This is a genomic window from Shewanella zhuhaiensis (assembly GCF_022484835.1).
Taxonomy (GTDB): domain Bacteria; phylum Pseudomonadota; class Gammaproteobacteria; order Enterobacterales; family Shewanellaceae; genus Shewanella; species Shewanella khirikhana.
Window position 1 is genome coordinate 22,578 of sequence record NZ_JAKUDL010000002.1, and the last position, 13,537, is coordinate 36,114.

Annotated in this window: 12 protein-coding genes; 7 read left to right on the top strand and 5 right to left on the bottom strand. The window is 51.2% G+C overall.

From position 1 onward, the window contains the following. Nucleotides 1-14: 14 nt before the first annotated feature. Nucleotides 15-911, top strand: coding sequence for a DUF6268 family outer membrane beta-barrel protein (locus MJ923_RS05635; RefSeq protein ID WP_240590266.1), 897 nt, complete (start codon nucleotides 15-17; stop codon nucleotides 909-911). A gap of 87 nt (nucleotides 912-998) precedes the next feature. Here MJ923_RS05635 and MJ923_RS05640 read toward each other — a convergent pair whose 3' ends face one another. From MJ923_RS05640 to MJ923_RS05650, 3 genes are all read right to left on the bottom strand, one after another. Then, nucleotides 999-1,550 carry a chalcone isomerase family protein gene (locus tag MJ923_RS05640; protein WP_240590267.1) on the bottom strand — a complete coding sequence of 184 codons (552 nt, stop codon included), beginning with the start codon at nucleotides 1,548-1,550 and terminating at the stop codon, nucleotides 999-1,001. 21 nt (nucleotides 1,551-1,571) lie between these two features. Next, nucleotides 1,572-2,051, bottom strand: a complete 480-nt coding sequence (locus MJ923_RS05645; protein WP_240590268.1) for a DUF2947 domain-containing protein — start codon at nucleotides 2,049-2,051, stop codon at nucleotides 1,572-1,574. A 202-nt stretch (nucleotides 2,052-2,253) separates the two neighbouring features. Continuing rightward, a complete protein-coding gene (locus MJ923_RS05650) occupies nucleotides 2,254-4,734 on the bottom strand; it encodes a motility associated factor glycosyltransferase family protein (RefSeq protein ID WP_240590269.1) in 2,481 nt (826 codons plus the stop codon). A gap of 303 nt (nucleotides 4,735-5,037) precedes the next feature. Between MJ923_RS05650 and pseB the strand changes: the two genes are divergently transcribed. The 6 genes from pseB to MJ923_RS05680 are packed head-to-tail and all read left to right on the top strand — an operon-like array spanning nucleotide 5,038 to nucleotide 11,188. Beyond that, nucleotides 5,038-6,033, top strand: coding sequence for a UDP-N-acetylglucosamine 4,6-dehydratase (inverting) (gene pseB / locus MJ923_RS05655; RefSeq protein ID WP_240590270.1), 996 nt, complete (start codon nucleotides 5,038-5,040; stop codon nucleotides 6,031-6,033). Continuing rightward, nucleotides 6,030-7,175 carry a UDP-4-amino-4,6-dideoxy-N-acetyl-beta-L-altrosamine transaminase gene (gene pseC / locus MJ923_RS05660; RefSeq protein WP_240590271.1) on the top strand — a complete coding sequence of 382 codons (1,146 nt, stop codon included), beginning with the start codon at nucleotides 6,030-6,032 and terminating at the stop codon, nucleotides 7,173-7,175. Before pseB ends, pseC begins: the two co-directional genes overlap by 4 nt. A 12-nt stretch (nucleotides 7,176-7,187) precedes the next feature. Then, a complete protein-coding gene (rfbF, locus tag MJ923_RS05665; protein WP_126167503.1) occupies nucleotides 7,188-7,958 on the top strand; it encodes a glucose-1-phosphate cytidylyltransferase in 771 nt (256 codons plus the stop codon). Then, nucleotides 7,959-9,035: a CDP-glucose 4,6-dehydratase gene (gene rfbG, locus MJ923_RS05670; protein WP_240590272.1), complete on the top strand. Its 1,077-nt coding sequence runs from the start codon at nucleotides 7,959-7,961 to the stop codon at nucleotides 9,033-9,035. Continuing rightward, nucleotides 9,019-10,335 carry a lipopolysaccharide biosynthesis protein RfbH gene (rfbH, locus tag MJ923_RS05675; protein ID WP_240590273.1) on the top strand — a complete coding sequence of 439 codons (1,317 nt, stop codon included), beginning with the start codon at nucleotides 9,019-9,021 and terminating at the stop codon, nucleotides 10,333-10,335. The genes rfbG and rfbH overlap by 17 nt, the downstream gene beginning before the upstream one ends. After that, a complete protein-coding gene (locus tag MJ923_RS05680) occupies nucleotides 10,328-11,188 on the top strand; it encodes an NAD-dependent epimerase/dehydratase family protein (protein WP_240590274.1) in 861 nt (286 codons plus the stop codon). The genes rfbH and MJ923_RS05680 overlap by 8 nt, the downstream gene beginning before the upstream one ends. On the opposite strand, the gene MJ923_RS05685 is transcribed toward MJ923_RS05680, so the two are convergent. Then, nucleotides 11,131-12,093 carry a glycosyltransferase family 2 protein gene (locus MJ923_RS05685; RefSeq protein ID WP_240590275.1) on the bottom strand — a complete coding sequence of 321 codons (963 nt, stop codon included), beginning with the start codon at nucleotides 12,091-12,093 and terminating at the stop codon, nucleotides 11,131-11,133. The two genes, MJ923_RS05680 and MJ923_RS05685, sit on opposite strands and share 58 nt — an antisense overlap. Continuing rightward, on the bottom strand, nucleotides 12,093-13,529 hold the full coding sequence (locus MJ923_RS05690; RefSeq protein ID WP_240590276.1) for a B12-binding domain-containing radical SAM protein: 1,437 nt from the start codon (nucleotides 13,527-13,529) through the stop codon (nucleotides 12,093-12,095). Before MJ923_RS05690 ends, MJ923_RS05685 begins: the two co-directional genes overlap by 1 nt. Nucleotides 13,530-13,537: the final 8 nt, after the last annotated feature.

Below are 13,537 nucleotides of genomic sequence, written 5' to 3' on the forward strand. Positions count from 1 at the left end.
TCAAGGAGTCAGGGATGCGCTGCGCTAACCCATTAAACCGCTTTACCCGTCCGGTCTCAGTGCTGGCTGTCGTTGCCGCTGGCATGGCGTTGCCAGCGTTGGCCGATGGCAGGCCGTCTCCCTTTTCACTGCAGGCGGCCTGGGTGTCTACCGATAAGGCCGATGTGGGGGATGCAACCCTGGGCCGCAATCTGTATATGTTTGATGCCAAAGGCAGTTATGCACTTTCGCGCCAATGGTCTGTTGGCTGGGGCCTTGGCTACGATGTGCTCGATTACAGCTGGCGCACCGCCGATGGCAAGCTGCTTGGCGGCGCTGCCAGTCCCTGGAGTTCGATTAATCGCTACAATGTGTCGCTGAATATTGGTTATCGAACCGGTAACTGGTTGTTTGGTTTCAGCCCCATGTTGCAATACGCCTGGGCTGATACTGCGTCCTCGTCCGATGCCCGCAGCTGGGGGCTGGTGGCCAGCGCAATGCACAGGTTTGAGGATGGTAATCTGCTCGGGGTGGGTGCGATTTACCTGGATGACATAGGGGAAACCCGCGCGCTGCCATTTCTGGCGGTGCGCTGGCAACTGACGGATTCACTGACCCTGGCTAACCCCTTTGACGCCGGATTCAGCGGGCCTGCGGGGCTTGAACTCAGTTATCGATTCAACCCCAAATGGGAACTTGGGCTTGGCAGCTCCCGCCGCAGTCAGCGTCTGCTGCTGAATGACGATGGTCAAACGGTGGAAATCGATGAATGGGTGTCGTTTTTACGCCTTGGCTGGCAACTGGGGCAGAAGGTGAGCCTGAATGCCTACGCTGGCTACATGTTTGGCGGTGAAATGGAACTTGGCAGCGGCGAGCGAGAGGACCTGTCGGCCGAAGGCGCCGGCGCCATTGCTTTCTCTGTGGCTTTTTAATCACAACTGCCATGAAAAAAGGGACCATTTGGTCCCTTTTTTGCGTTATTGCTCCGGCGTTATTCCAGCGGAGTTATAGCAGCGCCATCATTGCCCCAGCATATCTTGCTTCAGGCTTTTTTGGGCGGGTTTGTCGCCAAGCCAGATATTCAGCAGGGCTTTGGCAAAGTCGGTATCACCGATTTTTGGCCCGGCCACGCCGTTTTTCACCGCAATCACGCCATCATTGCCTGTGTGCAGCACAAAGCGATCGCCGGGTTTGATCTCAGCATCAAACTGCGCCATAAAGGCGGCAATATTCGCCTTCATGGCGGCATCCTGCTTGCCTTTGGTGGCAGCATCAAAGCCTTCATTGATGGCATCACGCATCTTATCGCTGGTAATCAGGCCAGACAGAATATCTAGCTGGATAATGGCGTTTTGCTGCGCCAGTACCTGCTCGCTGGTTTGCGCCCTGGCAGGCAGATACAGGCTGCCAACGTACAAATCCATAAAGAATTTACTGCGGACACCGGCGCCGTTGAGCAGATAGGCCTGATTGTCCTGGGTCAGTGAATCGGCCAGGTCCACGCCGGACACTTCTTTGGCGGATGCGAAAAGCGGCAGAACGCACAACAGCAATGCGAGTAGAGACTTCATAAAAACTCCAAATAAAGCGAATTAACTGCGAACGCCCAGCTGCACGTTGCCGTCTTGCAAAAACAGCGCAACCTGAGGCTGGCTGTCGCAGATTAGCAGTGGACCATCATCAAAAAACAGGAAGCACTTCCAGTTGCGCACAAACACATCCCAGCGGGTCTCGATGGCCTGGTATTTGTCGTAGCAAAAGAATACCCGGGTGTCGTCGGCCCATTCAAAATGGGCTTCTACCACGGCGGGCAGGGCGGGATCTTCGCTGTCCCATGGGCCTTGCCAGATATCTGATTTCACCCAGCTTTTAGGGCGTCCGCCCCAGTCGGCCTTGGAGAAGTGTTCGGAGGCACTGGCCTTATCGCTCACCAGTTGTTTCCACACCAGCATGGCACTCTTTTCATCCAGCGGATAAATACAGGCCTTGTCGTCGTCGCTCACGGGTAAATCTTTGTTGTTGAAAATCCACTTGCGACGATACTGCTCGAGGGGAATATGGCTGGTTTGCAAAAGACACTCCTGGTTAGGTAGCAAGGTTAGGTCGAAAAGTTGCCCGGAAAAGGTATTTAGGGGAGGTGCGAACTGTGCCTTGCATCTATCCACTTTAAGCACACGCAGAGCAAGCACGGGACTTATTCGCACTTTCCTTAGAAAAGCACATGGGCTGGGCGGCATTATAGCCAGATGCCGCCCACAGGCAAAGGTGCAGCCACTATTGGCGATAGAGTTCGCTCAAATACTGCTTGGCCAGCGCATTGCCCGGATCGGCCTGTTCGGCCTGATGAAAGGCGCTGATGGCCATGTCCCGCTCACCGGCTTCCAGCATAAACTGGCCAAACTTAATCCAGGTCACCACATCGCCGGCGTATTTGTTCAGGTACTCAAGGTAGGTTTCTGCCGCTGCCTGATACTGACCCGTCAGCTTGAGTACACTGGCATAAAGCGGTAAATACTCATCGCTGGACTCAATCAGTTTCGACAGTGCCAGCAGCGAGATTTCCGGCTGCTTTACCTTAAGCCCCAAGGAAGCCATTTCCTTGTATTCACGCTCGGTGAGATGGGTTTCGTCTATTTCAAGCAGGGCCGCAAGTGCGTTGCCGGACTCATTTTTCAGGGAGAAGGCCAGGCTTTTGGCGAGTTGGCAAAGCCGCTTGGCTTCCGCATCTTTGCCGGCAAAACCTTGCAGGATGCGGGACATCTGCTGCAGCCCGCCTATGTGACGCTCACCAAAAAGCAGCAGGAGTTTCTGCTCCACTCTGTCTAGCGAGTTGTGCCCTGATTTCATCTCCTTCGCCACAGGCGGCGCCGTATAGAGCTGAGCCTCAAATGCTTTACTCAGTGACTCCAACTGGGCGTTGGTGCTCGATGGCAGCGGTTGTGGGTGACGGCGCAGCCAAAGCTGGGCCCGCCCCGGTTCCTGGTACTGGCGCCAACCGTCAGCCAGTTTGGCTATATCAGCACCGGGCACTATTTCATCCAATCGCAGTTGGTTCTTGGCAAGGGCCTCGTTACATAAACCGATGAGCATGTCGGCATTGACTTTAAAGGCGCGGTAATAATCCTGACTCATTTTATAGACAGCATCCTGCTGCCATTCACTGCTTTGGGCCGGGGTGAGGAAGGACGTGAATTCTGAGAATCCAAAAAACTTAATGAAATGCGCCAAAACCCGATACTTGCCAAGCAGTGTGCTCTCAATGCTGTCGATACGTTTTTGCAGGCTTTGAAAATAGTCACTGCTGTGGCCTTTTTTCTGAATTGCCAGTGCCAGCTTTTTACTGTGATTGTGGGCTTCTTCGGCCAGCATTGCGATTTCACGGAATGCCTGGCTGGCTTGAGTGAGCTCGGAGTGAACCCTGGCAAGAAACGCGTTTTGGCCATCGCCTGGATAGCTGCATACCAATCGGTGAAGCGTGGTGGTCTTGTCCCCGGCCGGTGTCAGCCCTGAAATGCTTTCCGGTGCCTGGAACGAAATTCCCTTTGCAACAGCGGCGGTGTTCGACAGGTTGATGATCTCTTGATGTGACGAGCAGTGTTTTGCCTCTTCTTCCAGCGCTTGCAGTGCATACAGCAGCTGCATGGAGGTTTCGGCATCTTCGCCGCCATAGGTTTTTACCCATTCCCCGACAATGGTGAGGTTGGGGCCAGCTGCCGCTTCGTAACTGCCACTGGCGTGGGTGAAGCCGCTGCTCGAAAAACACAGGTCCATCCCGAGCAGGAATATCCGCTTAAAGCCCATTTTCAAGGCTAAATGCAGCGCCGCGTTGGTGACCGTCGGGCCTTGGGTGTCGATATTTGGCTCTTCCTGCCACGGCAGTCTTGCTCCCATGTAAAGCGCATGGCCATGCCACTGGGATAACAGCCGCGGCTCAACATAGGTGCTGTGAACGAAGAGGGCTTTTTCGTCCAGGTGCAGCATGTCTTTACTGAGATCAAAGCTGACTTCCTGCGGGTCGACAGAGAGCACCACGTCTGGCGTGAGTTGATGGGCCAGCAGATTTTTGCTGATCCTGGATACGGCAAAAATGGTGAGGCAGTGCTGATGCTGCTTGACCCACTCGATATGCCTGTCCAGAGACGGGCCACCGGCCAGGATCACACAATCTTTGTCACTAAATCGCCCCTCAAGGTGAGCTGCTGGAATGCGGCAGTCGGAGGCGTTTTCAAGGGTTCGCTTGGCAAATATTTTTTGTGTAAGGCCAATGGATTGATTGAAGGTCTCTAAATCCATGCGCTTTTCAACCACAGTACACAGCTTGATGTAGTCGGGTAAAAACGCCATTTTTGCGCCTTGGGAGCGATGTAAGCTGGTGGACTTTTTAGTGAAGTACACCGGATAGACCCCTTCACTTACCCGTTCGCAGAAGGCGCTTAAGGGCAGCACCTCAACCTTTTCCTGCAGGGCCAGCGGAATTTCCACATTCAGCAGCGCCAGCACTTCATCAAGTTCTACAAACAGGTAGCGGCTGCCTTTTGGAAGCGGGCCTTCCATGACGTAATTGGCCAGGAGTCCCGAGTCCATTCCCACTAAGACATGCAAATGATTTTCTTTGCTGAACAGCTCAGGATAGGCGTCTTTGTACAGCGCTGCTGAGCGAACCGACTCAAACTGACGGCGGTTAATTGAGGGCAGGTAGGCTTCCCCAAAGGGACTGACAGCAAAAATGGGTTGTAGGGTGGTGGCGTCTGTCATGTGCTCTCCTGCCTGTGTGGGCGCAGCGTCAAAACTTTGTCTTTTTGGGTAAACCGTGACTAGTGAAGCGCGTGTTAGTGCTTAACCTGTGCAGTTAATGCAATCCTTATACCATCAACTATCAGAAAAACATGACACTTTTATCTATGGATCACTTTTTGCTAAGCATTGTTTGTTTGATGCGTGAACGGTTACAGCAAAGACGTGTCATAGCGCTGGACTTTTATGTCTGTCAGATTATGCTTTCAACTAATAGCTTGAATTTTACTAGAATATCAAGGTTTTGGTTGGCAGGGGGAAAGGATGTTTAATAACAAATCAATACTCATCACCGGTGGTACCGGCTCCTTCGGCCGCAAGTACGTGCAAACCTTGTTGGCACGGTATAAACCCAAACGCCTGATCATTTATTCCCGCGATGAGCTGAAACAGTACGAAATGCAGCAGATTTTCAATGAACCCTGCATGCGTTACTTCATCGGCGATGTGCGGGATGCCGACCGCTTGATGTATGCCTTCAAGGACGTCGATTTTGTTATCCACGCGGCAGCCATGAAGCAGGTGCCTGCTGCTGAATACAACCCCATGGAATGCATCAAAACCAATATCCATGGTGCCGAAAATGTTATCCGGGCATCCATTGCCAATCAGGTCAGCAAGGTCATAGCGCTGTCGACCGATAAGGCCGCTAACCCCATTAATTTATATGGTGCGACCAAGCTGGCATCGGACAAGCTTTTTATCGCCGCCAACAATATCACCGGCGGGGGCAAAACCCGTTTCTCGGCGGTGCGGTATGGCAACGTGGTTGGCTCCCGTGGTTCGGTGGTGCCCCTGTTTAAAAAACTGATTGCCGATGGCGTCGATTCCTTGCCCATTACTCATCCGGATATGACCCGCTTCTGGATCACTCTGCAGGATGGGGTTGATTTTGTTCTGAAAAATTTTGCCAGGATGCAGGGCGGTGAGCTGTTCGTGCCCAAGATCCCCTCGATTCGTATTACCGATCTGGCCAGTGCTTACGCGCCTGAGCTTAAGCAGGACATCATAGGGATCCGTCCGGGGGAGAAAATGCATGAAATCATGTGTCCTGCCGACGATTCCCATCACACCCTCGAATTTGACGACCACTTCGTTATCACCCCCAGCATTAAATTCTTTGGCCGTGAATCTGATTTTTGTACCAACGCCCTTGGTGAAAAAGGTAAGCCGGTCGAGATGGGCTTTGAATATAACTCTGGAACCAACCCACACTTTTTGACCGTGGACGAGATTATCGAACTGGATGCCAAGGCATGATCCCCTACGGCAAACAGGATTTAAACCAGGCTGATATCGATGCTGTTGTTGAAGTGCTTCAGTCTGATTGGTTGACCCAGGGCCCTAAGGTGCCTGCGTTCGAACGGGCAGTGTGTGACTACACTGGTGCTAAATATGCGGTGGCGGTTAACAGCGCCACCTCGGCGCTGCACCTTGCCTGTCTGGCGCTGGGCGTTGGTCCAGGCGATGTGGTGTGGACCTCGCCCATCACCTTCGTTGCTTCTGCCAACTGCGCACTTTACTGCGGTGCCGATATCGATTTTGTTGATGTGGACGCAGCCACAGGCAACATGTGCCCCAAAGCACTGGAACAAAAACTGATTGATGCCTACGCCAATGGCAAGTTGCCAAAAGTGGTTATTCCTGTGCATCTGTGCGGCCATAGCTGCGATATGGAAGCCATTGCAGCACTTGCCAAAGAGTATGGCTTCAAGCTGATTGAAGATGCCTCCCACGCCATTGGCGGCAGTTTTCACGGCCATAAGATTGGCAGCGGCTATTACAGCGACATCACTATCTTCAGCTTTCATCCGGTGAAAATTATCACCAGTGCCGAGGGCGGGATGGCACTGACCAACAGTGAAGCACTTGCGCAAAACATGGCCGCACTTCGAAGCCATGGTGTGACCCGCGATGCATCGCAGTTACATCGCCCTGACGAAGGCGGTTGGTATTACGAGCAGCACCAGCTTGGTTTTAATTATCGGATGACTGAGCTTCAGGCCGCGCTTGGGCTGTCACAAATGACCAGGCTTGATGAGTTCGTGAGCCACAGAAATCGCATCAGTGAGCACTACGACAGTGCACTTGCGCCGCTGCCACTTTCGATAGTTAGGCCGCTGGATAACAGCATCAGCGGCCGACACCTCTATGTTGTTCGCCTGCAACAGCCCGAAAAGCGCCGCGCGTTGTTTGACCAGCTTCGCCAGCAAGGGATCCAGGTACACGTTCATTACTTCCCGGTGCACTTACAGCCGTTTTACATGGGCTTGGGATTTAAGGAAGGTGACTTCCCGAACGCTGAACACTTCTATAAAGCGATATTGACGCTCCCGCTTTTTCCAACATTGTCCGATGTGGAAAGGGATTACATATGTTCGCAAATTGCGCGAGTTATTTAGTATGGAGAGCTTATGAAGGTGGTTATTTTAGCGGGGGGCTTTGGCACCCGCTTAAGTGAAGAAACGGCTATTCGACCTAAGCCCATGGTGGAAATAGGTGGTAAACCTTTGTTATGGCACATAATGAAAATCTATTCAGCACATGGGTTGAATGAATTCATCATACTGTGCGGTTATAAATCTGAGGTTATCAAGCAGTACTTCAACAATTACCACTTACTTGGCTGCGATCTCACGCTGGATTTCGCTACCGGTGAACGCATCATTCACGATAATGCGCCAGTCCCCTGGCGTGTCACCCTGGTCGATACCGGCATAGACACCATGACCGGTGGTCGACTTAAGAAAATTCGCGAATTGGTTAGCGAAGATGAGGCGTTTTGCATGACCTATGGTGATGGCCTTGCAGATGTCGACATCGGCGCCGCCATCAGTTTTCATCGAGACCACAAAAAACTGGCGACCTTGACCGCTGTTGTGCCTCCGCCCCGTTTTGGTGGCTTAACGCTGGAGGGGGACAAGGTGACCAAATTCGATGAAAAGCCAGCGAATGAAGGCGGAAGGATTAATGGCGGCTTTTTTATTCTGTCACCTAAGGTGTTGCAGTATATCGACGGCGATAACACCTCGTGGGAGCAAGAACCGCTTCGCCATTTAACCGAGTGCGGCGAGTTGATGGCCTATGTTCATAACGGCTTTTGGCAACCCGTTGATACGCTTAGAGATAAACTGCATTTGGAAACCTTGTGGAACTCGGGCAAGGCACCATGGAAGATTTGGTAGATGAAAGGCAATTTCTGGCAAGGAAAACGGGTTTTAGTTACTGGACACACTGGCTTTAAAGGAAGTTGGCTCACCCTACTGCTGCATGGGTGTGGCGCGCAGGTGTTCGGCTATTCCGATAAGGTGGAGTCAGGTGGCCTGTTCGACCTGGCGTCATTGGCTTCGGTTTGTGACCATGAGCTGGGTGATATCAACGATGAGAATCGACTGCGCCTGCGTGTACAACGCGTGAGGCCCGATGTGGTTTTTCATCTTGCGGCCCAACCCTTGGTGTCTGAAGGGTATAAATTTCCGCTGCTGACGCTGGAAACCAATATTCTTGGCACGGCCAGATTGCTGGAAAACTTTCGAAGCTGGGACTCCCAATTAGCCATCGTCGTCATCAGTTCAGACAAATGCTACAAGCCGCAGCATGATGCAAAAGGATTTGTTGAATCCGATCCCCTGGGCGGTTTCGACCCTTACTCCTGTTCTAAAGCCGGTTGCGAAATGGTGGTTGAGTCCTACCATGCGTCTTACTTCTCCAAACAGCCGTTAATCGGTCTGGCATCGGCAAGAGCTGGAAACGTTATCGGTGGTGGTGATTATGCTGCGAATCGCATTGTGCCCGATACCGTAGCCGCGATTTTGCGTGATCAGCCGGTAGCCCTGCGTAATCCCACAGCGGTGCGCCCCTGGCAGCATGTGCTGGATGCACTTTATGGTTACCTGCTACTCGCTGAAAACTTGTATCGCCAACCCGATGCTTACTCAGGTCCATGGAATTTCGGCCCTGCGACAGAGGATGCATGCAGTGTCGGCGAGCTGGTTGCTCGCTGTTATGCCGAGATGGGGCTTGGGTTTCAGTCTGAAAAACAGCAACTGGGCTTTAATGAAACGCAGGTGCTGTTATTGGATAGCAGTAAGTCGAGAAGGGAGCTGCAGTGGACTCCTCGCTGGCCGTTGGATGTTACCATCCACAAAGTACTCGAGTGGTATGTCGGGGTTGCCGACAACCAAGACCCGAAGATCCTCACCGAAAAACAAATAGCAGACTATCTTGCGAATGAGGGCACACTGAATGCGTCGGTTGGATGATTTACAGCAGCAGATACTGGCTCTGACGCGGGAATACGCCGAGGTTAAATATCAGCAACGGCTGTTTATCGGCGGTGAAAATTACATACCCGTATCAGGTAAAACCTTGGACGGCGATGAAATAAGCGCCATGGTCGAGGCTTGTCTCGATGGTTGGTTAACCACGGGGCGTTTCAATGACGCATTCCAGCAGCGCCTCGCTGAATGGATTGGTGTTGAACACCTTTTGACTACATCATCAGGCTCGGCTGCAAATTTATTGGCATTTTCCGCACTCACGTCCCCCAAACTGGGTGATAGGGCTATTGTTCCCGGTGACGAAGTGATTACAGTTGCCGCCGGGTTTCCCACAACCGTGAATCCCATTGTCCAAAATAACGCCGTACCTGTGTTTGTCGATATTTGCCCGCAAACCTTGAATATTGACGTTAGCCAGCTGGAACAGGCATTAAGCCCCAAAACCAAGGCGGTAATGGTTGCCCATACCTTGGGAAATCCTTTTGATTTGGCTGCCGTGAGTCGTTTTTGTCAGCAGCATGATTTATGGCTTATTGAAGACTGCTGTGATGCGCTGGGGAGTCAATATCAAGGGCGGCATGTGGGAACCTTTGGTGATTTGGCCACCCTCAGCTTTTATCCGGCGCATCATATCACCATGGGTGAGGGCGGGGCGGTTTTTACCCGTTCAAAAAAGCTCGCCAAAATAGTCGAATCTTTCCGTGATTGGGGGCGTGACTGTTATTGTGCGCCGGGAGCCGACAATAGCTGTAAGCGGCGATTTGACTGGCAGTTGGGGGAGCTTCCCCATGGTTACGATCACAAGTACATCTACAGCCATATGGGCTACAACTTAAAAATCACCGATATGCAGGCAGCCTGCGGATTGGCTCAGTTGGATAAGTTGGACGCATTTTGTGAGGCCCGCCGACAACACTTTTTGTTTCTCGAACAAAGGCTGTCTTCTATTGCCGAAATTGAAGTGTGTAAAGCCACGGCGGACGCCGATCCTTCCTGGTTTGGGATCCCCATTACATTGAAGGGGGCGCTCGCCGGTCGTCGTCAGGAATTTGTGAAGGCGCTTGAGGAGGCAAAAATTGGCACGAGATTACTGTTTGCAGGAAACCTGACCAAGCAGCCATATTTCAAAGTTGTCAATTACCGTGTTGTTGGTAACCTGGAGCACACCGATGAAGTGATGAACAACACCTTTTGGCTTGGGGTTCATCCCGGACTGAACCGGGGTATGCTGGAATATGTTGCAGACACGGTAGCAGAGCTCACCCGGAGGTTCATTGTCTAAACGCGTGGTTGTCACTGGTGCCAGCGGTTTTCTGGGGCGTCACCTGGTCAGAGCGGTCAGGTCCCGGGGCTTCGAGGTGTTGCCGATACAGCGGCAAGCGTCCCGGGATGGACTGGCGTTTGATTGCCCCAATCTTGAAGCAAGATTGTCTGAGTTTTCTCCCGACGCTGTGGTGCATTTGGCTGCAGCCTATGGCGCAGAGGCGAGAGGTGTTGGACTCAATGCCAATATCCTGCTGCCGCTGAGGTTATTGAACTGGGCGGCCACACAGGCCGATGTGAAATTCATTGTAACCGGCAGCTTCTGGCAGTTTGGCAATCAGCAGCATAACTCACCGATCGATTACTACAGTGCCAGTAAACAAGCGCTGGCAGTGTATCTGGACTACTTTCGGAACAGAGAAAAACTCGAAGTTTATCAATTGGTATTGTCATCCACTTACGGTCCGCAGGACCCCAGAGGAAAACTGGTTGATTATCTAATCCAGCAGGCCTTCACCGGTATGCCAGCCAACCTTGGTGACCCTGGAAAGCGTTTTGCGCTCACAGATGTAAGGGATGTGGTCAGTGCGATTATTGGTTTGTTGGAAGCGCAAACACAACTGCCCTTTCTGACGTACAAAGTCAGGCAAGAACACCTTTACGGCTTTGACGAATTATCGGCTTTATTCTCAGAGCTGGGCTATCCAATTCAGATGAATTTCAGCGCACAAACTTCGGGCATTGAGATATCCCAACCTGCGGACAGCTCGATTCAAACTCTTCCTGGTTGGCATCCGCAATATCGACTGGAGGACTACCTGAGGCAGAGATTTGCTGATTTAACGGGCTCGGCTTGTTCGGGCAAAGGATAAGGGGCTCCTGCTGCAATGCTATTGGGCGAGGGGCCAAGTTTTACCAACTGTTGCTCGAGCTCCGATGCTTGACCTCTATAATGCTCGGCGGCATTTGAGAAGCCTTTTTCAGCCATTTGATTGGTGTAGAGTACGGCAAGTTTAAGGTTATTCGAGCAGGCTCCCCAAAGTATGCTTCTGTTAGTTATCTCCTGTCTGGAAATAAACTCGTCCTTCATTGCAATCACTTCTTCCAGTGCGAGTAAATCCCGAACACATCTGTTGGTTTCGTTTGCTGCATGATGACGATACAGTAACAAAGGCTCATCGATATACAGAACCTGCTTTGCAATGGCACTCATGTTTAACCATGCATGCCAGTCGGTACAAAAGTGTTTGCTCTCATCGAACCAGGATATCTGTTGGATCAAGTCTCGCCTGAACATACACGCCGATAAAGGGAAGTTATTTCCTTTTAGAAAAATTTCAGCCTGTCGCATGCCCGGGATCAGTGCGCTTGACTGATAAAAGGGGACTTTGTCTACCCGTTGCTGATTGATGAGAAAGTCATACTCAAAAAAAACGGCTTGTGCATCCTGGGACTGTGCAGCCTTTATCAACCTGGCGAGGCTACCCGGCAGTAAAATATCATCCGAACACAGCACAATAATCCAGGGGGTATTGGCAGATTTCACCAGGTAATTCCAATTTTCGGCCATCGGAATGGTGGATGGTTGGCGAAATACCCTTAATTGAGGATGGTCGCTGAAACGATTGATCTCGTTCATGCTGTTATCGTTGGAGGCATTGTCGGATACTAAAACCTCTACGCCATTGAGATCCTGGCAGAACACCGCGTCAAGCGTTTGCCCAAGTACTTGCCCATGATTGAAGTTTGGAATGCAAATGCTGAGTATCGGCGTCATTAGAGTATTCCTGTACCTTCCTTGCGACTGGAGGTGGCGTAAACCGGAGCACACCATTGGCGGTCATAGGATGAGTAATGCACACCATTTTCTTGATTTTTCTGGTTAATACGTGCCCGTATTTGGGAGCCATACTCAAAGGCTTTATTCACCAGGGCCGCCGGGTACTCAGGTAATTCCACCATGGAGCCATAACTGCCGTCGTAATCCGATGAGGTAGCGATAAGCCAGTTTTCTTCCTTTGCCTTGTCGAAGAATGGTGTGCCCTGAAGCGGCGTGTTTATTGACAGGGAAAACTCCTGTATATAACCCTCGGCATGTAACTTCTCTATCGTGTTTAACGATTCGATATCGGAATCATAGTTCGCGCCGACGGTGCCGACTGACATGGTACCGTAGACTTTAATCCCCAGTGCTCTGCAGTCATGCAATACATCCAAAAGGCGGCTGACATTACTTTTGGAGCGGAATTTTGATATGTGCTGCATCACAGACTCATCAAGACTCTCCAAGCCGATACGAACTTTGTAATAACCCGCCTCTTTCATTAACTTAAGCGTCTCAGTGTCGAGGGTGTCATAATTGCCCATGCAATTGAATTTGAGGGTTTTATTCAATCCTTCTTCTATCAGGCGTCGGCATAGATCCCGTAAGTAGTTTCGATTGATTGTATGTGCTTCTTCGTTGAAGAAAATGCCTTGCAGATCCGGTATGCTTTTCTGCAGGTATTTGATTTCCGCTATCACATTGTCAAGGCTTCTGGTTCTGTGATTGGGCTTTCCGTAGTACACGTTGGCCACGACGCAAAAATTACACATAACTGGGCAGCCGCGAGTGACCCACATTTCAACTTCGTTGTATTCAGAGCCGTATAAGCGACAATAATTCCGGCGGCTAACATCTTCATCCTCGGGAAATGGCAGCGAATTAACATCGAGTAACTTTCTTCGGCCATTTGGATAAATGCCTTCCACATCCGTTGCAAAGTCAGCGTTAATGAGTTCAGTGATGGATTCTTCAAACTCACCTGTGGCGACAAAATCCACCCCGTTTGCCAATGCATCTGTCGGAGAGGCCGAAACCTGAGGACCACAGGCAATAATTTTCAGCGTGGGATGTGCCAGCTTCAATGTGCGGAAGATGGCCATCTGCTTGCGATAGATGATGGAGTCAATTTCTACGATGAGGATATCGGGCTTAAGCTGATTAACAATAGAAAGATACTCATCGCTGTCAACGCCATAGTAATTCATGTCGACAAAGCGAACTTGATGCCCGGTGTCTCTTTTCAGCATTGACGTAAGATAGGCCAAATTAAACGGGAAGAAGGTTGTGACTTTGTACTGCCCCGAACTTCCGCTCCATCGGCTTGGAAAATAGTCTATTTGCTCACCCAACTCTGTTCGGCCCACGGGAGTAGTTACCAGAATGAACATAATTAATC